The following is a 23,993-nucleotide window of genomic DNA, read 5'->3' as shown; positions in this document are numbered from 1 at the left end:
CACAAATAGGCAGTTGCGAGGGCCTATCCCGAGGTGAATGAGCTGCGTAGCGTGCAAATAGATACCGAAGCACGTGAGAAGAGGATCGATGAAGACGCATCTCGTACGCACCCACCGCTCTGCCGAAGAGTTCCCCAAGGAAGACCACCTCGCGTGGAAGATCGCGGAAGTTGCGACGGATTCCGTCGAGGTCACCGACGCCACGTCCGACATGATCGTCAACCGGATCATCGACAACGCGGCAGTTGCCGCAGCTTCCCTGGTGCGCCGCCCCGTAGTGAATGCGCGTGCACAGGCGCAGTCTCATCCGTACACACCCGGTTCCACCGTGTTCGGTATCTCGGGTACCTTCTCGCCTGAATGGGCCGCATGGGCAAACGGCGTAGCGGTTCGTGAACTCGATTTCCACGACACGTTCCTGGCCGCCGAGTACTCGCACCCCGGTGACAACATCCCGCCGATCCTTGCCGTCGCTCAGCACGCCGGGCGTGACGGCAAAGACCTGATTCGTGGTCTGGCGACTGGCTACGAGATCCAGATCGACCTGGTTCGGGCTATCTGCCTGCACGAGCACAAGATCGATCACGTCGCACACCTCGGCCCTTCGGCCGCGGCAGGTATCGGAACCTTGCTCGGCCTGGGCACCGAGACGGTCTACCAGGCAATCGGTCAGGCGCTGCACCTCACGACGGCTACACGGCAGTCCCGCAAGGGCGAGATCTCCAGCTGGAAGGCCTACGCGCCGGCGCTGGCCGGCAAGGTTGCCGTCGAGGCAGTCGATCGTGCGATGCGCGGTGAAGGTGCACCGTCACCGATCTGGGAAGGCGAAGACGGCGTCATCGCCTGGCTGCTCGGTGGCCCGGACAAGGAGTATCACGTTCCGCTTCCCGGTTCGGGTGAGGCGAAGCGCGCCATCCTCGACTCGTACACCAAGGAACACTCCGCTGAGTACCAGAGCCAGGCACCGATCGACCTCGCTCGTCGGATGCGTGCCCGCGTCGGTGATCTCGATCAGATCGCCTCGATCGTCCTGCACACCAGCCACCACACCCACGTCGTCATCGGCACTGGCTCCGGCGATCCGCAGAAGTTCGACCCCACCGCCTCGCGTGAAACCCTCGACCACTCGGTGATGTACATCTTTGCCGTTGCGCTGCAGGACGGTACGTGGCACCACGAGCATTCCTACGCGCCCGAGCGTGCACAGCGCCCGGACACGATCGAGCTGTGGAACAAGATCTCCACGCGCGAAGATCCCGAATGGACACGCCGTTACCACTCGACTGATCCGGACGAGAAGGCATTCGGTGCTCGCGCCGAGATCACCTTGAAGAGCGGCGAGGTCATCGTCGACGAGCTTGCGGTGGCTGATGCGCACCCGCTCGGCGCACGTCCGTTCGCTCGCGATCAGTACGTCGCGAAGTTCCGCACCCTCGCCGAGGGCGTCATCGAGCCGAGCGAACAGGACCGCTTCCTCGACGCGGCTCAGCGCACCGCCGAATTGAAGGCAGGCGAACTGGATCAGCTGACCTTCACCGTTTCCGAAGACGTCCTTGCTCGGGCACCCAAGGTCGCCAAGGGACTTTTCTGATGTCGGGCCTCATCGCAGCATCGACGTCCGCGGCCGACAAGCGGATTGCCTTCCGGGCGGGGCTGACGTGCGGAAAGATTCAGCGCTTGCCAGGTGCCATCAATCCGCTGACAGCCAAGCTGATTCAGGAAATCGGGTTCGAAGGTGTCTACGTTTCGGGTGGTGCGTATTCCGCCGGATTGGCGCTTCCCGACATCGGGCTGACCACGTTGACCGAGGTCGCCGCCCACAGCAAGCAGATCGCGCGGGTCACCGACCTCCCGACGCTGATCGATGCCGACACCGGTTTCGGTGAACCCATGAGTGCTGCCCGCACGGTCACGGTCTTCGAGGACGACGGTATAGCCGGTCTGCACCTGGAGGATCAGATCAACCCCAAGCGCTGTGGGCACCTCGACGGCAAAGTGATCGTGCCTACCGAAGACATGGTTCGCCGAGTTCGTGCTGCAGTCTCGGCACGTCGTGACCCGAACTTCGTCATCTGCGCGCGTACCGATGCTGCCGGAATCGACGGTATCGACGCAGCGATCGAGCGAGCAAAGGCCTACGCGGATGCCGGCGCTGATTTGATCTTCACAGAGGCTCTTGCCACCGAGGCCGACTTCGAGAAGTTCCGCGCAGCAGTCGACACTCCGTTGCTCGCCAACATGACCGAGTTCGGAAAGTCGAACCTCATTTCGGCGAGGACATTGGAAGAGATCGGTTTCAACGCCGTCATCTACCCCGTGACCACCCTTCGTCTGGCGATGTTCGCTATCGAAAAGGGTCTGCGCGAGATTTTTGCGGAGGGCACGCAAGAAGGACTGCTCGGCGAGATGCAGCAGCGCAGCAGGTTGTACGAGATTCTCGAGTACGAGCGTTACAACGAATTCGACAGTGGCATTTTCAATTTCAGCGTGGAGGGGAGTAGGACATGACCGAACAGATTCCGACGATCTACAAGGGCTTGGCCGGGGTTGTCGTCGACACGACGGCTATCTCCAAGGTAGTGCCCGAGACGAATTCGTTGACGTATCGCGGTTACGCAGTGCAGGACCTCGCCGCGAATTGTAGCTTCGAAGAAGTTGCGCACCTGCTGTGGTACGGCGAACTGCCGACACCCGAGCAGCTCGAATTGCTCTGTCTGCGTGAGCGTGCGGCTCGCCGTGCCGATCGCTCACTGCTCTCGCTCCTGACCAAGATGCCGGACAACTGCCACCCCATGGATGTGGTCCGTACGGCGATCAGCTACCTCGGCGCCGAGGATCCGGCGGAGGACGACAACTCGGAGAAGGCCAATCTGGCCAAGGCACTGCGGATGACGGCTGTGCTTCCGACCATCGTCGCAGCCGATTTCCGCCGCCGGCGCGGCCAGGATCCCATCGCGCCGCAGTCGGACCTGGGTTTCGCCGAAAACTTCTTGAACATGTGCTTCGGTGCTGTTCCGGAGCCGGCGATCGTAAAGGCCTTCGAGGTCTCGCTGATCCTGTATGCGGAGCACTCCTTCAACGCCTCGACGTTTGCCGCTCGTGTTGTGACGTCCACACTTTCGGACATCTACAGCGCAGTGACGGCTGCGATCGGCACGCTCAAGGGCTCGTTGCACGGCGGCGCAAACGAAGCTGTCATGCACGACATGCTCGAGATCGACGACCCCGACCGCGCAGAAGCCTGGATGTCGGAGAAATTGGCTGCCAAAGAGAAGGTCATGGGCTTCGGGCACCGTGTCTACAAGAACGGTGATTCGCGTGTTCCGACCATGAAGCAGGCGCTCCTCGACGTAGCGGCAGCGACGGACGGCGAGAAGTGGGTGCAGATGTACGAGATCCTCGAGAAGACGATGGTCAGTGCCACCGGAATCAAGCCGAATCTCGATTTCCCCACGGGCCCTGCGTATTTCCTTATGGGCTTCGACGTCGAGATGTTCACGCCGATCTTCGTGATGAGCCGCATCACCGGATGGACGGCGCACATCATCGAGCAGGGGCAGTCGAATGCACTTATCAGGCCGCTGAGTCAGTACTCCGGTGTGCCGCAGCGGACCGTTGTGGCATAACGCTTTCAACAATCGTGGCATGACACCCCACTAATGCTGCGTCGGCGAGGTTCGGTTCTGGCATCACCGTCTCCTGGCCTCGTCGACGCTTCTCCGTTCGCACTATCTGCAACTTCGCACCGAATATTCGCAAAGATACTCGAGTGCAATGTGTTTCGTTTGTTCCTTGCCGGTAATAGCGTCAGTGTCATGACTGAAACGCACGAAGACATCTCGATCATTCGTCATGGCGACACGCTTGACATCGTGTTCAACCGGCCGGAAAAACACAACGCATTGACTCCTCAGATGTACGACGCCATTGCCGGAGCCTGCCGAAGCGCCGACTCCGACCGCGAGATCCGGTTACTCACTCTCCGAGGTGCTGGGGGAGAGGCGTTCTCGGCGGGTTCCGACATAGGCCATTTTCAGACCTTCTCGAGTTTTCACGACGGGCTCGACTACGAAAGTCGGTTCGTCGGCGTGCTGACCGAACTCGAGAAAGTGCGGGTTCCCACGCTGGCGGTCATCGACGGTGTGTGCGCGGGAGCCGGGCTGTTGTTAGCGGCAGCGTGCGATGTGCGGATCGCGACGCACGGGTCCCGCTTCTGCCTCCCGATCGCGCGCACGCTCGGAAACTCGTTGTCGGTCCATTCCGTGGCGTTGCTGGCGGACAGGATCGGCAGTTCGCGTCTGATGTCGTTGGTCGCTCGGGCGGGGGTCATGTCGAGCGACGAGGCTCTGCGGAACGGCTTCCTCAGCGACTGTGCAACAGAGACAGAGTTCGCGAGCCTGACTGCCCAGGTATCGCGGGAACTCCTTGCGGCTGCCCCGATGACCGTGTGGACGATTCGAGAGTCCCTGCGCCGCATCAGGACCCGATCGATCACCGACAACGATGATCTGATGCGCATGATCTACAGCAGTGACGACTTCAAAGCCGGTGTCGACGGTTTCCTTCGCGGCGAGCGACCGGTTTGGGCCGGCGTGTAGCTCGGCTGTAGAACCAAAGGCTTGCGTTGGAGCGCGCTCTAACCCCTAGCGTTGCCGACCATGACAACAAAAACCTGGATCATCACTGGAGTTTCTCAGGGTTTCGGCCGCGAACTTGCAGTGTCCGCACTTCGAACCGGGGACGCGGTAGTCGCGGCAGTTCGTAGGCCCGAGTCCGTTGCAGATATCGCGTCGGAGCATCCGGATCGGTTCTCGGCGGTGACGTTCGACGTCCGCGACACCGCGGCGGCACCCAGCGTCGTCGAACATGCGCTCGAGCATTTCGGTCGTGTCGACGTGCTGGTCAACAATGCCGGTCGCGGGATGGTCGGCGCGGCGGAGATGGTGGACGATTCGACCTTGCGGGATCTCATGGAACTGCACCTGATCGGACCCGCCGCGTTGGTGCGCGCCGTCCTCCCTTCGATGCGAGCGCAGGGCAGCGGAACGATCGTGCAGATGAGCAGTCAAGGCGGCCGCATGTCGTTTCCCGGCGTCGGGGCGTATTCGGCGTCCAAATTCGCGATTGAAGGCTGGTCGGAGGCCCTTGCCGGTGAGGTCGGGCAGTTCGGCATCCGGGTCATGATCGTCGAGCCCAGCCGATTCCGTACAGCATTCAACAGACCTGGCGTTCTGAGCTTCGCCGAATCATCCTCGGACTACCGTGATTTGCTCGATCCTGTTCTGCGGGACATGGCGGCGGCAGACGGTGTTCAGGAGGGTGATCCGGAGAAGGCAGCAGAGATCATCACCTCGCTGGTGCACAGTGAGAATGTGCCACTTCGCTTGCCGCTCGGAAAGGAAGCCGTGGAGCGGATATCCGCGTCGTATCGGAAGAATCTGGCCGAGGTAGCAGTCTGGGCTGATCTGGCTCGCAGTGCCGACTTCGCGGATGCTGCCGGACCCGTCCGTCCGTTCTAGGCTGAGAAGCATGGCTACCGAAGACTTGATGCGCAAGGCACTCGAGGCACTTGGGGAAGTGGACGGGCCCATGTCGATCGAGGTGATCCATCGACTCGTCGATACAGGGGATGTTCAGGACCCGATGTCGATCGCCGAAGTGTCAGACCTGCTGGATGTTTCGGCACATACCCTGCGTTATTACGAGAAGATCTGCTTGGTTGCGGTGGATCGTGATTCGAGCGGACATCGTGTGTACGGGCCGGAATCTATTCGCAGGCTGGTGTTTCTGACCCGCATGCGTATCTCGGGCATGGCGATTCGCGACCTGCAGCATTACGTCGAACTGGTCGACGCCGGTGAAGGGACAGTTCCGGAGAGGCTCGACATGCTGCTCGAGCACCGGGACACCGTTCGTCGGCAGATCAAGGAGCTCACGTTGTCTTTGGCTGCGACGGAGTACAAGATTGCGACGTACGGCGGGCGGACCGGAGAGCAGGAGTAGCGCGGGCTACTTCTTGTCCTGCGTTCGATCCAGCCCGCCTTCCATGGATAGCGCCAACTGCTCGAGTGCCGCGAGAATTTTTCCGCGGTCCCGTCCGAGTTTGGTGAATAATTCACCGTGAGCGGCGAGTTCGCGAGGAAAGACGTCATCGACGACAGCGTTTCCCTGGATCGTCATCGTGATCAGTGCAGATCGCCTGTCTTCGGGATTGCTCGTGCGGGAGACAAGGCCTCGCTTCTCCAATCGTGCGAGTGCCTTGCTGACTCCGGCCCGAGACATGCCGAGGCGTTCGGCGAGACGAATCGCGGTAACCGGTTCCTCGGCGTATCGAAGTGGCACAAGCAGTTCGACTTCCGAAACGGTGAGGTCCGCGGATCGGTACACCGGTTCGACGGCGAGTTCGAGAAGCGCCGTGATCCGCTTGAGTTGCGCGACAACTTCCATTGGCGACGTGTCGAGGTCAGGATTGTTTTCGGCCCAAAGGTTGCACGTACGGGAGCGGAGTGTTGGTTCGTTCACGATTCCTCAGTTTTGTTAACTGGTAAACAAATTTGCTAGATTGCCAGAATAGCTCACCGTCTGGGGTGGGACGAACTGCGGGACTGGGGGAGTGCATGAGGTTCGATGTGGTGATTGTCGGTGGCGGTGCGGCGGGGTTGAGTGCCGCGCTTGTTCTGGCTCGGGCTCGGCGGCGAGTGATGATCGTCGATGCTGGTAACCCGCGCAATGGTGTCTCCGAGCACCTGCACGGGTACCTGACGCGGGACGGGCAGAGTCCGACGCAATTACTTGCGGCCGGACGCAAGGAGGTTCTCGAGTACGGCGGCGAAATGACGACTGGCACCGCAATCGGAATCGAGCAAACGGAGGACGGTGGATTTCTTGTGCAAACCGACGTGTCTGCGTCGCTGGAGGCACGGACTGTTCTGGTGGCGACGGGGTTACGTGACGAGCTGCCGAACATCGCTGGTCTGCAGGATCGCTGGGGAGTCGACGTTTTGCATTGTCCCTACTGTCACGGGTACGAGGTTCGTGATACGCCGATCGGTGTACTCGGTGGTGACAACAGACCCTTCACGATTCATCAGGCGTCGTTGGTGCGCCAATGGTCGGACGATGTTGTCTTCTTTCCGAATCGCATCGAGCTGACCTGCACCGAGCGGGATCGGCTGACTGTCAGGGGGATTCGCATCGTAGAAGGCGACGTGGCCGGGGTCTCGGTGGCAGACGGTCGATTGGACGGCGTCGAGCTGGCCTCCGGTCAGGTTGTTCCGCGGAGTGTGGTGTTTGTCGGTCCACGGTTTGTTCCACGCGACGCTTTGCTGACTGACCTGGGATGTGACGCTGACGAAAATGGTTGGGTGGTAACTGATCCTGCGGGAAGTACCAGCACGCCTGGTGTGTGGGCCGCCGGGAACGTGTCGGACTCGCCTGCACAGTTGATCACCGCCGCCGCCGCTGGGTCGAAGGCTGCGATTGCACTGAATCACTATCTGCTCGAGCAGGATATCGTGCGAGCGGTCGCGACCGCGACCGAACTTCAGCCGAGTGTCACCGGAAGCAGCCCTCGCGGGGTCTCCTGAGCGATCTGTTCCAGCGCAGACTCCAACGTCGGAAATTGATACTGGAAGCCGCTGTCCGCGAGCACCCCTGGCGCCACCCAGCGGCTCTTGAGTACCAACTCGGCCTCGGTGCGGATGATCCGAGCGCCGAATTCCAGCATCCAACCGGGCGTGGGCACACCGTACCGTCGACCCAACGCTGCGCGCACCTGTCGCATCATCTCGTCATTGGTCACAGGGCACGGGGATGCGATATTGACGGGGCCCGAGATCTCCGGATGCCCGTAGATGTGGATGATCGAGCGAACGACATCGGAATTGTGTATCCAGCTGAACATTTGTCGTCCGTCGCCCATTCTTCCGCCGAAGCCTGTTCGGGCCAGGTTGACGAAAGGGTTGATTGCTCCGCCGCCGGCTCCGAGAACGATCGACATTCGTAGCGCTACTTTTCGAACCGGGGTTGGGGCGGAGAACAATTCGTGCTCCCACGCTCGCGCGACCGCGACGGAGAATCCCTTACCCAGCTCTCCGTTCTTCTCGTCCATCGGTCGATCCCGCGCGTCTCGGTAGATCGTGCCGGTACTGGCATTCGCCCAGAGCGAGGGTGGCTGCGGTGTACGGGCCAGTGCGCGACCCAACAGTGCGGTCGTTTCCACGCGGGAGGAGAAGATTTCGTCGGCATTGCGCTTGTTGTATCGGCAGCTCACAGAGCGTCCGGCGAGGTTGACCAGCAGATCCGCGCCGCTGAGTACGTCGGCGACACCTTGCTCGTCGGACCAGGTGGCATCGCTCGTTCCTCCCCGGCCGATCGTTCGTACGTCCACCCCGTTGGGTTCGAGCGCTCGAACGAGAGATTGCCCTATGTAGCCCGACGCACCGGATACAACGACAGTCTTCATGATTTTGTGTTCCCCTCTGGAGAAACGACTTTGGTCATCAGGGCGGCGACGTCGCCGACCAGGCCGCGGGCCACTGGTAACCGCGCGAGGGTGAGCGCTTTGGCGATGATCGGGACCAGGCCGTCGACCAGGGATCGGGTACGAGTTTGCCCCGGAGACGAGTCGGTGACCCAGTGCAGCGTCACGCCCAGATAGCTGAGCCACAAGAGTGTTGGGAGCTGGGTCTCCAAGGACGCCGGCGTCTTCTGCTTCGACGCCGCCAGTGCTTCGCGCATCAATTCGACGGCCATCGATCTCGCATCACTCGACTCGGCCGAGAACGGGCTGGACGGCGATGCGGTGGGCAGGGCAACGTGCAGAAACGCGCTACCGAAGCCGTGATAGGGCCCCATGACATCGAGTCCGGTGTGCAGAACGATCGCGAGATTTTCCGCGAGTGAGCCACCTTTGCGTAGGAGTGGGAGCGCACGCTCTCGGTGATCACGTTGGATGACGAGATACAGCTCGTGAACCAGTTCGTCTTTGCTGGCGAAGTAGTAGTAGGCATTCCCGAGGGAGACACCTGCCTCAGTCGCGATCTTGCGCATGGTCGTCGCTGCGAAGCCTTCGTCGCGGAAGAGCCGCAAAGCTGTTTCCACCAGCTTTTCCCTGGTTTCGATCCCGCGACTGCTCATGGGTTCCCCTTCTTTGAACGTGTTCAAGTTCAGCGTACGCCCTGAAGTTGAACACGTTCAAGAGTTGATCTGTTGCGAGGAAGATAATAAGCGCGCATACTAAATTCATGATTGAACTTGCGCTCGGTTAACGAGGGGGTTGGTGATGAGTGCCTGGTTAGGGGTTGTCTCGGCCGAACATGTGCGTCGCGCAGTGGATCTTGGGATCGCGCAGATCGGGCACGGGAAGAGGTCCGGATTGGCGCGGATGAAGGCGGGCGATGTGCTTGTCTACTATTCGCCGGTCGAGTCCATTGGTGATCGAGATCCGTTGCGCGAGTTCACAGCCCTCGGTGTGATCGAAGAGGGTGAGATCTGGCAGGCGGACGAGGGGTGCTTCAAGCCGTTTCGGCGTCGAGTGCGATACGAGCAGTTCACGCCCGTTCCTCTCGGCGACGTACGGAGTCGATTGGCATTGACCTCGACACCGAACTGGGGGTATCAGCTCCGCCGAGGCTTGATTCCGTTGGATGGCAACGACGTCGAGATTCTGCGCTCGACAACGAGCTGACACACTGACGCTGTGGTGAAGAAACTGGAAACCGACTTCGAGGATGCTGGCGACAGTCCGGGTCTGATGTTGTGGCGTGTCACCAACGCGTGGCAGGCCTCGATTCGCGCGGCGCTGCGGCCTTTCGACCTGACTCACGTGCAGTTCGTTCTGCTCGCCGCACTGACGTGGCTGGACGCGGAAACACCGATAACTCAACGCGATCTTGCCGAGTATGCGCGCACTGATCCGATGATGACGTCACAGGTGATACGGACCCTCGAATCCAAGAAATTGGTCGAACGACGTCCACACCCGACGGACGCTCGGGCACGCTCGGTGGTGGTGACCCAGGCGGGTGCGGCCCTGGCAGGCAAGGCAAATCGTGCGGTCGAAGCATCGGATCGGGAATTCTTTGCCGCTCTCGGGGATCGTCAGGCGGCCTTTGTTGCGATGCTCGGCGTGCTTGACCGAAAGTAGCAACCCTCAGTTTTCAAGGGATAACTCTGAAGTGGTCTGCAGCAGTGCATATTTGGCTTCCAGCCCGTCCAGCAGGGATTCCAGCGCGAGTTCGAAACTGGCGCCGTCGATTTCCGTAGCACGCTCGCGCAACAGATGTGCTCGCGTGAGGTGCGGGTAACGCTCGGCGTAGATCGCCGGATCGTCTACGAATCCGCCGGAGAACGTCGCTGTCGCAGCACCCATGACCACGTACTTGACGGAAGCGCCGATCAGCGTTGCCGTGCGCTGCGGCCATCCGGCCCGCACCAGGCCGCCGTGGATGGCGTTGGCGCGGTCAAGGGCGATGGGCCTGACGCTCGGACCGTAGGCCAAGTAGGGAACGATATTGGGATGCTTGCCCAGGGCAGCGTGGTAGGACCGCGCCCACGTGCGAAGCGCACCGCGCCAATCGTCAGAGTCGAAGCCGCTCACGTCGACAGACTCCATGATGACGTTCGCGACGTCGTCGAGTAGCTCGTCCTTGTTGGCGTAATGGCTGTACAGCGATGGTGCCTGCACGCCGAGAACGGTGGCGAGTTTGCGCATCGAGAAGTCGGTCAAACCGTGCTCGTCGACCAATTTCAGGGCGGTGTCCCTGATGATCGGCTTGCTCAGTAGTGGAATCCGCGGTCGCGCCATCGCACACCCTTTCGTGTGAAGTACTGGACAACCTTACACTGTGAGTTTATTATCCAATTAACCTAACAGTGTTCGGGAACGTGGAGGATCAGATGACGCGGGTGTTCGAGAACAAGGCCGATCTCCTGGGGGCGGTCGGTGAAACGCTGGGCTCGAGCGAGTGGGTTGAGGTCACCCGCGAGATGGTCCATCAATTTGCCGACGCGACCGGTGACCATCAGTGGATTCACGTCGACGACGAAAGGGCAAAGCGTGAATCACCTTTCGGCGGCCCGATTGCCCACGGGTATCTGACTCTCTCGCTCCTGCCGCTTCTGTCGAAGTCCGTGTACCGCATCGACGGGGCGAAGATGGTCATCAACTACGGGTCCGACAAGGTTCGATTCCCGAGTCCAGTGCCGGTTGGAGCCAAGGTTCGAAACACTGCAGTGCTCTCTGCGATCGAAGAGTTGCCGAACGGTTCGCTGCAGAGTCAGATCACCAACACCGTCGAGATCGAAGGCGTGGACAAGCCCGCCGTTGTTGCGCAGACCGTCGCACGAATCTTGTTCTGAAATCCTGCCAGAAGAAAGCAGACTCCATATGAATCTCGAATTGACCGCTGAGGAAGTTGCGTTCCGCGAGGAGATGCGAAAGTTCTTCACCACCGAATTCTCGCCCGAACTTCGTGCACGTGCAGCGGGATTCGGAAAGCTGACGCGTGAAGACATCGTTGCGGGCCAACAGATTCTGAACGCACACGGACTGGCGGTTCCGCACTGGCCGGTCGAATGGGGTGGCAAGGACTGGACTCCGGTACAGCGCCACATCTATTCCGAGGAAATGCAGTTGGCGTCGGTACCCAACCCGTTGCCGTTCAACGTGAGCATGGTTGGGCCCGTTATCGCAGCCTTCGGCTCGCAGGAGCAGAAGGAAAAGTTTCTCCCGGCGACGGCCAACGCCGATATCTGGTGGTGCCAGGGTTTTTCGGAACCAGAAGCAGGCTCGGATCTCGCTTCACTCAAGACGGCCGCTGTCCGTGACGGCGCGGATTACATCGTCAACGGTCAGAAGACGTGGACTACTCTCGCGCAGCACGCCGAGTGGATCTTCTGTCTGGTTCGGACAGATGCCAGTGCCCAGAAGCGTCAGGCAGGAATTTCGTTCCTGCTCATCGATTTGGCGACTCCCGGCATCACGATTCGTCCTATCAAACTGATCGACGGCAGCGTCGAGGTCAACGAGGTGTTCTTCGACAACGTCCGTGTTCCTGCGGAAGATCTTGTCGGCGAGGAGAACAAGGGCTGGGACTACGCCAAGTTCCTGCTCGGCAACGAACGCACGGGGGTCACACGGGTCGGGTTCTCCAAAACCCTTGTCGCCACGGCAAAAGAGAAGGCGCGGGAGGTTCGCGTCGGAACCGGCACCCTCCTCGAGGATCCGTTGTTCGCGGCTCGGTTGGCCGAGTTGGAAAACGAATTGCTTGCACTGGATCTGACTCAACTGCGAGTTGTGGCGAGTTCGGCAGACGGAAAGCCGAATCCGGCATCCTCGCTGCTCAAGCTCCGTGGCTCCGAATTGCAGCAGGCAGCAACGGAATTGCTGATGGATGTCGCCGGACCGGACTCTCTGCCGGTAGATATCGCCGACATCGACTCGCCGGAGTGGGCGCAGCAGGCGGCGCCGCGCTACTTGAACTACCGGAAGGTTTCCATCTACAGCGGATCAAGTGAGGTGCAGCGCTCCATCATTGCCTCCTCGATCCTCGGATTGTGAGCATCTGACATGAATTTCGAACTCGACGACGAACAGACGATGCTTCGCGACACAACGCGCGAATTACTCAGCCGCAGCTACGACGCGGAGAAGCGCAACGCCACCTCGGCCACTGACGAGGGATGGAATGCCTCGGTGTGGAAGCAGTTCGCCGAGCTCGGGCTGCTCGGCCTGCCGTTCGCGGAGGCCGATGGCGGGATGGGGGCTGGGCCGGTCGAGACCATGGTGGTGATGACCGAACTGGGCCGCGCGCTTGCACCCGAGCCGTATTTGGGTGGTGTTCTGATCCCCGGTGGGTTGATTGCTGCGATCGGTTCGGCAGATCAGCGGGCGCGACTCCTGCCGGCGCTCAGCGACGGGACCACGTTGTCGGCATTTGCCCATACGGAACCTGGGACGCGCTGGCCGGTCGCCACTGTCACGACCACTGCATCGCAGGAGGGATCGGGGTGGACGATCACCGGCGTCAAGAACCCGGTTCTGCAGGGCGACAGCGCGCACGTCGTGATCGTCAGTGCCACACTTCCAGGCGGCGGCACCGGGCTCTTCCTGGTGGATGCGGAAGGCTCGGGTGTCACACGGAGCACGTACGCGACCCACGACGGCCGTCGCGGCGCGCAGTTCACGTTCACCGATGCCGCGGCCGAACAACTTGGTGAGGGCGGCGATGTCACGGCGGCGATCGTTGACGCAGAGGTCCGGGCGCAGGCAGCTCTGTGCGCCGAGGCGATCGGAATCATGACCGAGGCGCTGCGACTGACGACAGATTACCTGAAGCAGCGCAAGCAGTTCGGTGTTCCGCTCGCGAAGTTCCAGACGCTGACTCATCGTGCGGCCGACATGTACGTGGCGCTCGAACTGGCGAGCAGCATGAGTCTGTACGCGACCATGGCCATCGCCGACGGAGTGATCGATCCGACCATCGCGTCGCGAGCGAAGCTGGCTGTCGGTCGTGCCGCGCATCAGATCGGTCAGGAAGCAATTCAAATGCACGGTGGTATCGGTATGACAGCCGAGTATCCGGTCGGGCACTACGTCTCGCGGCTGGTGGCCATCGAACACACTTTGGGCGCATCGGACGATCACCTCAGGGTGCTGGCCGGCGGCGTCTCGAACTATTCGATGGTTGACGTCACCGAGTAGATCGGTGGGTGAAGATAACGGGAGGTCATGCGCAGGTCGCGTGGCCTCCCTTGTCTGTGCGGGGGCCGGCCCGCGGTATTCGAGGTCGAGTAAAATCCCTGTGATCAGTCCGAGAAGAGAAAGGGATCGAAGTGACCGCGCATACCGAGCAGCTCGAGTTCCAAGCAGAAACACGTCAGCTGCTGGATCTGATGGTTCATTCAATCTATACGAACAAGGACAGCTTCCTTCGTGAGTTGATCTCCAACGCTTCGGACGCGCTGGACAAACTTCGCCTCGAGTCGTACCAGGACAAAGACCTCAACGTCGAAGTCTCCGATCTGCATATCGAGATCGACATCGACAAGGCGGCACGCACCCTGACCATCCGCGACAACGGCATCGGAATGTCGCGTGACGAGGTCGTCGACCTGATCGGCACGCTCGCCAAGTCCGGCACCGCCGAGGTGCGTCGTAAGCTCAAGGAAGCCAAGGATGCAGCGGCATCCGAAGAACTGATCGGTCAGTTCGGCATCGGCTTCTACTCCACGTTCATGGTCGCGGACAAGGTCACGCTGCTGACCCGCCGCGCCGGTGAAGATCACGCGACGCGCTGGGAGTCGACCGGCGAAGGCACGTACACGCTCGAGCATGTGAACGAGGCGCCGCAGGGCAGCTCCGTGACCCTGCACCTGATGCCCGAGGATTCCGAGAACGGCCTGCACGACTACACGTCGGAATGGAAGATCAAGGAACTGGTCAAGAAGTACTCTGACTTCATCGCGTGGCCCATCCGCATGGATGTCGCTCGTACGTCGACGCCGGCCGAGGGCGAAGAGCCCGAGGTCACCATCGAGACCGAGACGATCAACTCGATGAAGGCACTGTGGACTCGCTCCAAGGACGAGGTGTCCGAGGACGAGTACAAGGAGTTCTACAAGCACGTCAGCCACGCCTGGGACGAGCCTCTCGAGGTCATCCCGATGAAGGCCGAAGGTACTTTCGAATACCAAGCGCTGCTGTTCATTCCGTCGACGGCGCCGTTCGATCTCTTCATGCGTGAGCGCAAGGCCGGCATCCACCTCTACGTCAAGCGCGTCTTCATCATGGACGACTGTGAAGAGTTGGTGCCCGATTACCTGCGCTTCGTCAAGGGTGTCGTCGACGCACAAGACCTCTCGCTCAACGTCTCTCGTGAAATTCTGCAGCAGGACCGGCAGATCGCTGCCATCCGTCGTCGTCTGACCAAGAAGGTCCTCTCGACCATCAAGGACATGAAGGCGAACGAGCCGGAGAAGTACTCGACCTTCTGGACCGAGTTCGGACGCGCGCTCAAGGAAGGCCTGATGGCCGATGCCGACAACCGCAAGACGCTGCTCGACATCTCTTCGTTTGCCTCGACCAACAGCGAAGAGGGCGTGACCACTCTCGCCGAGTACGTGGAGCGTATGAAGGACGGCCAGGAACAGATCTACTTCATGACGGGCGAATCTCGTCACCTGATCGAAAGCTCTCCGCACATGGAGGCTTTCAAGGCCAAGGGCCTCGAGGTTCTGGTTCTCACCGACCCGGTGGACGAGATGTGGGTCGACGCTGTCTCGGACTTCGACGGCAAGACCTTCCAGTCGATCGCCAAGGGCGAGGTCGACCTGGACACCGAGGACGAGAAGAAGGCGGCCGAGGCCGAGCGTGAAGAGAAGGAGAAGGAATTCGGCGAGCTGCTGACGTGGCTGACCGAAACCCTGTCCGACGACATCAAGGAAACGCGTCTCTCGACGCGCCTGACCACGTCGGCTGCCTGCATCGTCGGCGACGCGTTCAGCATGTCTCCGACGCTCGAGAAGATGTACAAGGCTTCGGGTCAGCCTGTTCCGCACAGCAAGCGCATCCTCGAGCTCAACCCGGAGCACCCGCTTGTCTCGGGTCTTCGGGAGGCGCAGGCCGCCAACGACAATGCGGAGAACCTGACTGAGACGGCTCAGTTGCTCTACGGCATGGCGTTGCTTGCCGAGGGCGGCGAGTTGAGCGACCCGGCGCGCTTCACGCGTCTGCTGGCCGATCGTTTGGCTCGCACAGTCTGATCTGGTCCTAGCTGGCTCGAACTCCCGGCATCCACCTTCATCGGTGGGTGCCGGGATTTTTTTCTTGATCGTTTTCTATTGAGGACCGTTTCTGTCCGCAATAACTTCTAACGTAGTTCTCACAGGGCACGAACCCACTAGCGAAGGAAAACATCATGAACGCACCGACCACCACCGTCACCGGCGAGCGCGCGGATCTCCTCCAGAGCCTGCGTCAACATCGTGAATTCCTTCTCTTCACGGTCAAGGACCTCACCGACGAGCAGGCTGTTTCGAGGCCGACCGTGAGCGAACTGTGCCTAGGCGGATTGGTCAAGCATGTGGGTCAGGCGGAGAAGGGTTGGGTCGACTTCATTCTGGAAGGGCCGGCCGGACTTGGCGGGGACTTCGACCCGACCCAGTGGTCGGAAGAGATGCAACAGGAACGGGCGAACGAATTTGCCATGGTCGAGGGTGAAACCTTGGCAAGCATCGTTTCCGAGTACGAAGGGATCGCGGCCAGGACCGACCAGTTGGTGGCCTCGCTGGACAGCCTCGACATCTCTCATCCACTTCCGAGCGCTCCGTGGTTCGAAGCCGGCGCTCGCTGGTCAGCGCGGCGCGCATTGCTGCACATCATCGCCGAGACGGCCCAGCATGCGGGCCACGCAGACATGCTTCGTGAAGCCATCGACGGATCCAAGACGATGGGTTGATCGACAGCTCGATCAACCGGGATGTTTACACATCACACAAATATGTAACACTAGTGTCTATGAGCACCGAAAAGTCTGCCTTGCAACCGCCGATGCAGTGGGACGCCTGGGGCGATCCGGCCAAGAAGCGTGAACTGTCGGACGCAGTCACATCATTGTTGACCGGATTTCTCGGTGTCTCCGCACCGACTCGCTCGCGCCTCGCCATCGAAGACGTTCAGGTGACTCCGTCCGCCCTGGCTCAGTCGCACGTCGAGGCGCTGGCTGGGCTGGTCGGGGCCGAGTACGTCAGCACCGAGGATTCGGATCGAATCCTTCGGGCCGGTGGCAAGAGCACCCCGGATCTGCTTCGCCGTCGTAGCGCCGAGCCGCAGGACGCACCGGACGCAGTCGTCACTCCAGGGACAGACGCAGAGGTCGAGCAGGTTCTCCGATACTGCTCTGCCAACCGGATCGCAGTGGTCCCGTTCGGTGGTGGCACCAGCGTCGTCGGCGGGCTCGATCCCATTCGTGACGGGTTCGACGCAGTTCTATCTCTCGATCTGCGCAGGTTCGATCAGCTCGTCGGGTTGGACGAGGAATCGGGCATCGCGACGTTCGGCGGCGGAACCACCGGCCCACGCGCCGAGGAGCTTCTGCGTGAGCACGGTTTCTCGGTCGGGCACTTCCCGCAGAGCTTCCTGTTCGCCACTCTGGGCGGGTTCGCCGCCACCCGGTCTTCGGGGCAGGCGTCGGCTGGATACGGACGTTTCGAGGACATGGTTCAGGGCCTCACCGTTGTCACCCCGAGTGGTGTGATCGAGACCGGGCGTGCGCCGGCATCTGCCGCAGGCCCCGATCTGGGTGAGCTTTTTGTCGGCTCCGAGGGGACATTCGGCGTCATCACGCACGTGCGTGTGCGGGTTCACCGCCTGCCCGAGACCACCGTGCGCGAAGGGTGGAGCTTCCCCGACTTCGCCACCGGCGCAGCAGCATTGCGTGAGCTGGTCCAGGAAGGATCGGCTCCGACCGTACTGCGATTGTCCGACGAGGCCGAGAGCGGCGTGAATCTGGCGACTACCGACAAGATCGGCGAGAACGCCTTCACCGGTGGTTGCCTCGGCATCACCACCTACGAGGGCACCGCTTCGCACACCGTTGAACGGATGGCGGAGGCCCGAGCAATTCTCACCGCTCACGGCGGCACGTCTCTCGGCGAGGAGCCCGGAAACAGCTGGGAACACGGGCGATTCGATGCGCCGTATCTGCGTGACGCTCTTCTCGACGTCGGCGCACTGTGTGAAACCCTCGAGACAGCAACCACCTGGGGTAACCTCGCGAACCTGCGCTCCTCGGTCACCGAAGCGCTGACCAAGGCTCTCGTCGAGCAGGGGACTCAGCCGCTCGTCATGTGCCACATTTCTCACACGTACAAGACCGGTGCTTCGCTGTACTTCACAGTAGTCAGCGCGCAGACCGAGGATCCGATCGCTCAGTGGCACAAGGCGAAAACTGCCGCTGGCGATGCGATCATCGCCGCCGGTGGCACGATCACCCATCATCATGCAGTCGGAGCTGACCATCGCCCGTGGATGAAGGACGAGATCGGCGAATTGGGCGCGAATATCCTTCGCGCAGTGAAGAATGCAGTGGACCCTGCCGGCATCCTCAATCCTGGAAAGCTGATTCCGTGACCGAAACCCGCAGTCAGATCGAGAAGGTTACCGTCCTGATCAATCCGATGGCGGGACATGGTCACGCGCCTGCGGCCGGACGCAAAGGTGTTGCGCGACTGCGTGCTCGGGGAGTTGCCGTCACCGAGATCATCGGAACCGATGCCGACGACGCCAAGAAGTTGGCGCGTCGTGCGATCGAGGAGGGTACCGACGCGCTGGTGGTGGTCGGCGGTGACGGTGCCATCAGCATCGGATTGCAGGCTGCCGCGTTGACCGATACTCCTATCGGGCTCATCCCGGCGGGCACCGGTAACGATCACGCCCGTGAGTTCGGCATTCCCACAGGCGATCCCGAGGCAGCCGCCGATGTGATCGCCGACGGCGTCGTGCAGCAGTCCGACCTGGCGAAGATCACGCTTGCCGACGGTTCCGTCGTCTGGTCGGGAACGATCATCGCGAGCGGATTCGATTCGCTCGTCAGTGAACGGGCCAATCGGATGTCGTGGCCCAAGGGACCGATGCGCTACAACTTGGCGATGCTCGCCGAGTTGGCGAAGATGAAGCCGCTGCCGTACCGGATCGAACTCGACGACGAGGTCATCACGGTGGACGCGACGCTCGTGGCTGTCGGCAACGGCCGCTCGTACGGTGGCGGCATGCTCATCACTCCGGGCGCGTCGAAGTCTGATGGGTTGCTGGATCTGACCGTCGTCGGGCACGGTTCGAGGTTGCGTCTGGTGCGCCTGTTTCCGCGGGTGTACAAGGGAACTCACGTCTCCTTGGATGCGGTACAGACGTATCGGTCGAAGAAGGTCCGGTTGGTCTCCGAGGGCATCATCGCCTACGCGGACGGCGATCGGGTGGGGCCGTTGCCCATCACGATCGAGGCAGTTCCCATGGCGCTCAACATCTTGACGCACACTCGGATCTGAGTTGGTTCTGCCGGTCACGCGGTAGCAGTGGTGTAAGACTTCTCGGATGAACGAATCGAGGAAGTCGGTGCACCGCCGCACTGCGTGGACGTCGGAGCGGTGGCAGCTCACCACCGACATCCCCTTGACCGCTGCGGCCTGCCTGTTCTTGGTGGCGTACGCGTACCAAGTCCTGGCGCAACCGACTGGCTTCCCGCATCGCCTGACCGAATGGATCATGTGGGCCGCGTGGTTCGTATTTGCCGTCGACTACGCAGTTCGCCTGTGGTTGGCTCCTGCACGCGGTCGCTGGTTCGTCAGGCATCTCTTGGATTTGGCGATGGTGGTGCTACCCATGCTGCGTCCCTTGCGCCTCCTTCGATTGGTCACCCTGCTTGCAATAGTCCACCGCTCGAGCGGGCAAAGCTTGCGTGGACGAGTGGTTGTTTACGCCACCGGGGCTACGGCCTTGCTGATCGGTGTCGCGGCACTGGCCATGCTCGACGCCGAGCGGCACGCTGAGGGCGCCGCCATCACGTCGTACGGGACGGCGTTGTGGTGGGCGATGGAGACGGTTACGACCGTCGGTTACGGAGACATGGCTCCTGTCACTACAACCGGGCGCCTGATCGCCGGAGCGTTGATGATCGGCGGAATTGCATTGCTGGGCATCGTGACTGCCACACTCGCTTCCTGGTTGGTCGAGCGAGTGGCGGAACAGGACGAGGCAGGGCAGGCCGCGACGCGTAAGCAGGTGGCAGATTTGTCCGTGGAGGTCCGAGCTTTGGCCACCCGCACGCACCGAGTCGATCTCGCGTCCGTCGATACCGATTCGCTGCGTCGCGAACTGGCGTCGAGGGGAGTCGTGGCGCAGCATGCACCTTCGGACAATTGACCCGCAGTACAGCAAACAATAGAACGATGGTCTGATAATCTTGCGTGATGGTGGCGACCCATGGATTCCAGCGCGCGCGCAGGCCCGAGCAGATCGAAGCACGTCGGTGCGCGATTCTCGACGCAGCTCGCGCGATGCTCGGGTCCAAGCCAGTCGCAGACATCAGTCTGCGTGAGCTCAGTGAGAGCGTCGGCCTCGCGAAGTCGAACGTGCTCCGGTACTTCGACAGTCGCGAGGCCATCTTTCTCGAAGTGCTCGACGAGAACTGGGTAGCGTGGCTGGACGGGTTGTCCGAGTCGTTGACTCCGACCAGTGACGACTCACCGTTTGCCGCTGAAATTCATGTGGCATCCGCGGTTGCGGAATCGCTTGTCTCACAGCGGTTGCTGTGCGAGTTGATGAGCGTCATGGCCGGTGTCCTCGAAAGAAACATCTCCGTCGACTTCGCCCGTGACTTCAAGAAGCGGGCGACGGTCAACTCGGGAAGGTTTGCGTCGCTGGTTCATTCGCAACTGCCCCATCTCTCGGAGGGCGACGCCGCTCAATTCGCCAAGGTAACCCTGGTGATCGTTGCCGGCTTGTGGCCGACTGCCGAGCCGACGGAATCCATGGTCGTCGTACTGAACGAGATGCAGGCGCCCCCGGCCTCCGACATGTTCGCAGTCGGCCTGCGTGAAGGTCTGATCAACCAGCTCGTCGGGTTGTCGGCGCGAGCGGCAACCCGAACGAGCTGAGAACGATCAGGCGCTGTGCAGCGTCAGAACGGTTATCTCGCTCGGTGCGAACACCCTGAAGGGCGGACCCCAGAATCCGGTTCCCCGGCTGGTGTACAGCTGCGTACGTTCTCCGTGCCTGGTAAGCCCGTGCACCGACGGTTGATCGAGTTTCACCAGAAAGTTGAAGGGCCAGATCTGTCCGCCGTGGGTATGACCGGCGAGCTGCAGATCCACTCCCGCGGAAGCGGACTGAGTAACCTGCTTCGGTTGGTGGGCGAGCATCAGGATCGGCAATTCGGGGTCGGAGCCGGCCAGGGCCATGTCGAAGTTCGCGCCGTGCCCGTCCAGTTTCGATCCCAACGCTGTCGCATCGTCGACTCCGGCGATGACCAGTCTTTCTCCGCCCTTGGTGACGACGAGGTGGCGGTTGTGCAGCGCGTCCCAGCCGATCGAGGTCATGTAGTCGAGCCACTCCTGAGCCTCGTGGAAGTACTCGTGATTGCCGGTCACGTAGACGCGAGCGAGCCCGGCTTCGACCGATGCGAGGGGGGTCGCTTGGCCGAGGCGCTGCTCTACCGTTCCGTCGGCGATGTCACCGACGTGGGCCACGATGTCGGCGTCGAGATCGTTGACTGCCGCGATCACGCGCTCGGACCACTTCTCGCGATTGATCGGCCCGAAGTGAGTGTCGGTGATCGCGACTACCCGAAGTTTGTCCATCCCCGCACCAAGGCGGGGGATGGTGACGTCGACCTGCTTGATCCGTGGCAGTCTCATGGCTTCCCTGTAGCCCCAGATCAGCAGAAGGGCCGAGATGATCAGTGCGGCAACGGCGACAATTCTCGATCGAAGCGGGTCATCCACGCCGCCGACGAGCAGTCCGAGCCTCAGAACTTCGCCGAGCAGGGTCCACACGAACACGACCCAGATGATTCCGAGGAGTGCGTCGCCGATCAGGCGAACTGGATCGCGGTCGGTGTGTCCGTGGCTGAGCACCATGCTCGCAGGCAGGGCGATCAAGAGGGCGGCAAACAGAACGGTGCCGAAAACTGCCACCGCCGTCGGCCAGTCCGGCCGGATGAACAAGCTCCACCACGGGTACACGAACAACAGAGCCAAGATCGACGCGACAATCGCGGATATGGCAACGATCCGCAACGGTCTGCGGCGCGGAACTCGAGCGACGTCGGTCGCCTGGGGTGTAGTCACCCCGTCCAGAGTAAAGGTCCACTGGTCTATTAACAAGGGGACAGTGGTCCGCTATCGGGATGTCGGTGTTCTCGGATAGGTTTCCGAACGTTGAAACTCGGCCAGTGATCAGGTGGGTGGCGCATGGAGAAGTACGACGTCAAGAAGGCATACAAGGATCTCTACTCGCCTGGGCGCCGCGATTTTGCCCTCGTGACCGTTCCCCGCTTCGGCTACTTCGCCGTCGACGGTCACGGCGACCCCAACACTGCCACCGAGTACTCCGAGGCGCTCGAAGCGCTGTATTCGGTGTCCTACTCGGCAAAATTCGCTAGCAAGAAGGAATTGGATCGCGACTTCGTCGTTGGCCCGCTGGAAGGGTTGTGGCGGGCAGATGACCCCGAGGTGTTCGTGACACGGGACAAGGCGGCCTGGGATTGGACGATGATGATCTCGCAACCGGAGTGGATCACGGCGGCCGAACTGTCTGCGGCGATTGACGCAGTCCGGGCCAAGGCAGTGCGGGCCAAGAAGGAGATTGCCGCTCTCGACAAGGTCAGGTTTCTCGAGTTGGAGGAAGGTCTGTCCGTCCAGATTCTTCACGTCGGCTCGTACGACGACGAAGCTCCCACCCTGGACCGCTTGCACAACACGTTCATCCCGTCGAACGGCTTCAGTTTCAACGGCGATCATCACGAGATCTACCTCAGTGATGCGCGCCGGACGCCGCCCGAGAAACTGAAGACGGTTCTGCGTCAGCCTGTTTCGAGGTAGCAATCAGGGCTCGAGGCCGCGCAACTTCTCGAGGTCACGTCGCTCGCGCTTGGTCGGTCTGCCGGCGCCACGATCACGTCGCGGAATGGACGCAATCAGTTCGGGCGGTGGTGGGGGTGGCGAATTGTCCTGCAGGCAATCGGCGGCCAGCACCGCGCTGACTCGCTTCGTGATCGGCTTGACCACGACGACAATGCGTTCGATGCCGGATACACGCACCCGCACCTCGTCGCCGGCTTTCACCTGCTGAGCCGCCTTTGCCGACGTTCCATTGACCCGAACGTGTCCCGATCGGCAGGCCGTCGCCGCCTGCGAGCGTGTCTTGAACAGCCGAACCGCCCACGTCCAGCTGTCCACGCGGACACTGATCGCGTCGGAGGGGAGTTGGGCTGGCACGCACTCCAGCCTACCGACGAGTGCTCACAGACCCTGCGCGCGGATGCCCGAGTAGGCGCGCGGTGCATACCGCAGTCGTAGCGGCAGCAGATGCCAGAACCGATCTGTCAATGTCAGGAAGCGGGCGAACCAGAAGTACATCCGTTCGTCGCGCGGAGTCCATTCCCATTCAAGGGTCTTGCGTGCCTTCTCCGGCATCAGTGCCTTGCCGATCCAGTTCGCCACGGCCATCGTGGGGCGAGAGCTAAGACGCCACAGCCACGTCGGAACCTTCGGAGCCGGTGCGATGTCGTGCTCGGCGATGCGCGTCGACCATTTTGTGGTGTGGGTGTTGATCAGGTGGTTGTCGAGCATGTCTTCCCAGTACATGCGGAAGCTGGCGTAGTCGTCGAAAGCCGGCCGATCGGTGAGTCCGTAACAGCGCCACCAGGTTACGGCCTCACGGACAAGTTGGTCCTTCTGCTCCTGCGTGAACTTCTTGTACGCGAATCGCTCGTTGAAATCGAGAATCACCTCGAAGAACGTGACGTGTGTCCACCAGAAAGTGTCAGGAGCGAGGGCGTGGTAGCGCCCGCCGGTTTCGTCGATTCCTTTGAGATCGGTGTGGAAGTTGCGAACGAGCGTGCCTGTGCCCTCTTCGGTCCGGTCGTACACGACGCCGTAGATGGGCGGCAGGGAGCGGAACAGGCGGTCGAGCGGGTTGTCGAAGAAATTCGAATGATCTTGCAGCGCTCCGCTTACCGCGGGGTGCATGTTCTGCAGGATGCCTGCGCGTCCGAGGTACAGCAGGCCGCGAACGTCGCCGAAGTGTGTCCATGTCAGGGAGCCGGGGCCGATCGGATCGGCTCGTAGTTCTCGAGGCTTCGATCGACGAGTGCCCGTGTCTGCGTCGCTGCTCATCTGGGTGCCCCTCCGCCTGCCATCATGTGACAACGGTTGTTGTCACATGATGACTTTTACTGCGCTACGCGAATTTGTCAATCGATTCGACAAGATCT

At 61.4% G+C, this 23,993-nt stretch carries 26 protein-coding genes; 19 read left to right on the top strand and 7 right to left on the bottom strand.

Annotated features, from left to right (window positions below; all coding sequences use genetic code 11):
• Positions 1-88 precede the first annotated feature (88 nt).
• The 6 genes from prpD to B0E55_RS09535 all read left to right on the top strand — a co-directional run bounded on the left by prpD (position 89) and on the right by B0E55_RS09535 (position 6,003).
• Positions 89-1,591, top strand: a complete 1,503-nt coding sequence (gene prpD, locus B0E55_RS09560) for a 2-methylcitrate dehydratase PrpD (RefSeq protein ID WP_080909608.1) — start codon at positions 89-91, stop codon at positions 1,589-1,591.
• Positions 1,591-2,508 (top strand): methylisocitrate lyase, encoded by a 918-nt coding sequence (prpB, locus tag B0E55_RS09555; RefSeq protein ID WP_080909607.1) that lies wholly within the window; start codon positions 1,591-1,593, stop codon positions 2,506-2,508. The genes prpD and prpB overlap by 1 nt, the downstream gene beginning before the upstream one ends.
• Positions 2,505-3,626, top strand: a complete 1,122-nt coding sequence (locus B0E55_RS09550) for a bifunctional 2-methylcitrate synthase/citrate synthase (protein WP_060937997.1) — start codon at positions 2,505-2,507, stop codon at positions 3,624-3,626. Before prpB ends, B0E55_RS09550 begins: the two co-directional genes overlap by 4 nt.
• Positions 3,627-3,815: 189 nt before the next feature.
• Positions 3,816-4,598: an enoyl-CoA hydratase gene (locus B0E55_RS09545; RefSeq protein ID WP_080909659.1), complete on the top strand. Its 783-nt coding sequence runs from the start codon at positions 3,816-3,818 to the stop codon at positions 4,596-4,598.
• Positions 4,599-4,658: 60 nt separating this feature from the next.
• Positions 4,659-5,519, top strand: a complete 861-nt coding sequence (locus tag B0E55_RS09540) for an SDR family NAD(P)-dependent oxidoreductase (RefSeq protein ID WP_080909606.1) — start codon at positions 4,659-4,661, stop codon at positions 5,517-5,519.
• A gap of 10 nt (positions 5,520-5,529) precedes the next feature.
• On the top strand, positions 5,530-6,003 hold the full coding sequence (locus tag B0E55_RS09535) for a MerR family transcriptional regulator (protein ID WP_080909605.1): 474 nt from the start codon (positions 5,530-5,532) through the stop codon (positions 6,001-6,003).
• A 6-nt stretch (positions 6,004-6,009) separates the two neighbouring features.
• On the opposite strand, the gene B0E55_RS09530 is transcribed toward B0E55_RS09535, so the two are convergent.
• On the bottom strand, positions 6,010-6,522 hold the full coding sequence (locus B0E55_RS09530) for a MarR family winged helix-turn-helix transcriptional regulator (RefSeq protein WP_024487435.1): 513 nt from the start codon (positions 6,520-6,522) through the stop codon (positions 6,010-6,012).
• A gap of 95 nt (positions 6,523-6,617) precedes the next feature.
• Here B0E55_RS09530 and B0E55_RS09525 point away from each other — a divergent pair, with 95 nt between their 5' ends.
• Complete coding sequence (locus B0E55_RS09525; protein WP_070386398.1) at positions 6,618-7,586, top strand: NAD(P)/FAD-dependent oxidoreductase; 969 nt, start codon at positions 6,618-6,620, stop codon at positions 7,584-7,586.
• Here the strand turns inward: B0E55_RS09525 and B0E55_RS09520 are convergent.
• Together B0E55_RS09520 and B0E55_RS09515 are read right to left on the bottom strand one after the other, a co-directional pair.
• Positions 7,544-8,464: a TIGR01777 family oxidoreductase gene (locus B0E55_RS09520; RefSeq protein WP_080909604.1), complete on the bottom strand. Its 921-nt coding sequence runs from the start codon at positions 8,462-8,464 to the stop codon at positions 7,544-7,546. The genes B0E55_RS09525 and B0E55_RS09520 overlap by 43 nt on opposite strands.
• Complete coding sequence (locus tag B0E55_RS09515; protein ID WP_080909603.1) at positions 8,461-9,138, bottom strand: TetR/AcrR family transcriptional regulator; 678 nt, start codon at positions 9,136-9,138, stop codon at positions 8,461-8,463. The genes B0E55_RS09520 and B0E55_RS09515 overlap by 4 nt, the downstream gene beginning before the upstream one ends.
• A 145-nt stretch (positions 9,139-9,283) precedes the next feature.
• On the opposite strand from B0E55_RS09515, the gene B0E55_RS09510 reads away from it, so the two are divergent.
• Positions 9,284-9,688 carry an EVE domain-containing protein gene (locus B0E55_RS09510; RefSeq protein WP_080909602.1) on the top strand — a complete coding sequence of 135 codons (405 nt, stop codon included), beginning with the start codon at positions 9,284-9,286 and terminating at the stop codon, positions 9,686-9,688.
• A gap of 12 nt (positions 9,689-9,700) precedes the next feature.
• Entirely contained in the window at positions 9,701-10,147 is a 447-nt protein-coding gene (locus B0E55_RS09505) for a MarR family winged helix-turn-helix transcriptional regulator (RefSeq protein ID WP_020970755.1), read from the top strand.
• A gap of 6 nt (positions 10,148-10,153) precedes the next feature.
• Here B0E55_RS09505 and B0E55_RS09500 read toward each other — a convergent pair whose 3' ends face one another.
• Positions 10,154-10,807 (bottom strand): TetR/AcrR family transcriptional regulator, encoded by a 654-nt coding sequence (locus B0E55_RS09500; RefSeq protein WP_019745258.1) that lies wholly within the window; start codon positions 10,805-10,807, stop codon positions 10,154-10,156.
• Between the two features lie 92 nt (positions 10,808-10,899).
• On the opposite strand from B0E55_RS09500, the gene B0E55_RS09495 reads away from it, so the two are divergent.
• From B0E55_RS09495 to B0E55_RS09455, 9 genes are all read left to right on the top strand, one after another.
• Positions 10,900-11,361 carry a MaoC family dehydratase gene (locus B0E55_RS09495; RefSeq protein ID WP_020909091.1) on the top strand — a complete coding sequence of 154 codons (462 nt, stop codon included), beginning with the start codon at positions 10,900-10,902 and terminating at the stop codon, positions 11,359-11,361.
• A gap of 28 nt (positions 11,362-11,389) precedes the next feature.
• Positions 11,390-12,562 (top strand): acyl-CoA dehydrogenase family protein, encoded by a 1,173-nt coding sequence (locus B0E55_RS09490; RefSeq protein ID WP_080909601.1) that lies wholly within the window; start codon positions 11,390-11,392, stop codon positions 12,560-12,562.
• Between the two features lie 9 nt (positions 12,563-12,571).
• Entirely contained in the window at positions 12,572-13,705 is a 1,134-nt protein-coding gene (locus B0E55_RS09485; RefSeq protein WP_080909600.1) for an acyl-CoA dehydrogenase family protein, read from the top strand.
• Between the two features lie 131 nt (positions 13,706-13,836).
• The gene (htpG, locus tag B0E55_RS09480) at positions 13,837-15,765 is read left to right on the top strand and encodes a molecular chaperone HtpG (RefSeq protein ID WP_080909599.1); all 1,929 of its coding nucleotides are present in this window, start codon (positions 13,837-13,839) and stop codon (positions 15,763-15,765) included.
• A gap of 155 nt (positions 15,766-15,920) precedes the next feature.
• A complete protein-coding gene (locus tag B0E55_RS09475) occupies positions 15,921-16,460 on the top strand; it encodes a DinB family protein (protein ID WP_080909598.1) in 540 nt (179 codons plus the stop codon).
• A 92-nt stretch (positions 16,461-16,552) separates the two neighbouring features.
• The gene (locus B0E55_RS09470) at positions 16,553-18,133 is read left to right on the top strand and encodes an FAD-binding oxidoreductase (protein WP_021345509.1); all 1,581 of its coding nucleotides are present in this window, start codon (positions 16,553-16,555) and stop codon (positions 18,131-18,133) included.
• Positions 18,130-19,047 carry a diacylglycerol kinase gene (locus B0E55_RS09465; RefSeq protein WP_003940547.1) on the top strand — a complete coding sequence of 306 codons (918 nt, stop codon included), beginning with the start codon at positions 18,130-18,132 and terminating at the stop codon, positions 19,045-19,047. The genes B0E55_RS09470 and B0E55_RS09465 overlap by 4 nt, the downstream gene beginning before the upstream one ends.
• Before the next feature lie 46 nt (positions 19,048-19,093).
• A complete protein-coding gene (locus B0E55_RS09460; RefSeq protein WP_029256219.1) occupies positions 19,094-19,921 on the top strand; it encodes a potassium channel family protein in 828 nt (275 codons plus the stop codon).
• A 47-nt stretch (positions 19,922-19,968) separates the two neighbouring features.
• Positions 19,969-20,655, top strand: a complete 687-nt coding sequence (locus tag B0E55_RS09455; protein ID WP_021332017.1) for a TetR/AcrR family transcriptional regulator — start codon at positions 19,969-19,971, stop codon at positions 20,653-20,655.
• Between the two features lie 6 nt (positions 20,656-20,661).
• Here B0E55_RS09455 and B0E55_RS09450 read toward each other — a convergent pair whose 3' ends face one another.
• Entirely contained in the window at positions 20,662-21,846 is a 1,185-nt protein-coding gene (locus B0E55_RS09450; RefSeq protein WP_080909597.1) for a metallophosphoesterase, read from the bottom strand.
• A gap of 123 nt (positions 21,847-21,969) precedes the next feature.
• Here B0E55_RS09450 and B0E55_RS09445 point away from each other — a divergent pair, with 123 nt between their 5' ends.
• The gene (locus tag B0E55_RS09445; protein WP_080909596.1) at positions 21,970-22,599 is read left to right on the top strand and encodes a GyrI-like domain-containing protein; all 630 of its coding nucleotides are present in this window, start codon (positions 21,970-21,972) and stop codon (positions 22,597-22,599) included.
• A 3-nt stretch (positions 22,600-22,602) separates the two neighbouring features.
• On the opposite strand, the gene B0E55_RS09440 is transcribed toward B0E55_RS09445, so the two are convergent.
• On the bottom strand, positions 22,603-22,995 hold the full coding sequence (locus B0E55_RS09440; protein WP_029256216.1) for an RNA-binding S4 domain-containing protein: 393 nt from the start codon (positions 22,993-22,995) through the stop codon (positions 22,603-22,605).
• 24 nt (positions 22,996-23,019) lie between these two features.
• Positions 23,020-23,895: an oxygenase MpaB family protein gene (locus B0E55_RS09435; protein WP_080909595.1), complete on the bottom strand. Its 876-nt coding sequence runs from the start codon at positions 23,893-23,895 to the stop codon at positions 23,020-23,022.
• Positions 23,896-23,993: the final 98 nt, after the last annotated feature.

It is taken from the genome of Rhodococcus sp. 66b (assembly GCF_002076325.1).
GTDB lineage: Bacteria > Actinomycetota > Actinomycetes > Mycobacteriales > Mycobacteriaceae > Rhodococcus_F > Rhodococcus_F erythropolis.
The sequence above is the reverse complement of the archived record's forward strand: the minus strand, read 5'-3'. Positions and strand labels throughout refer to the sequence as shown.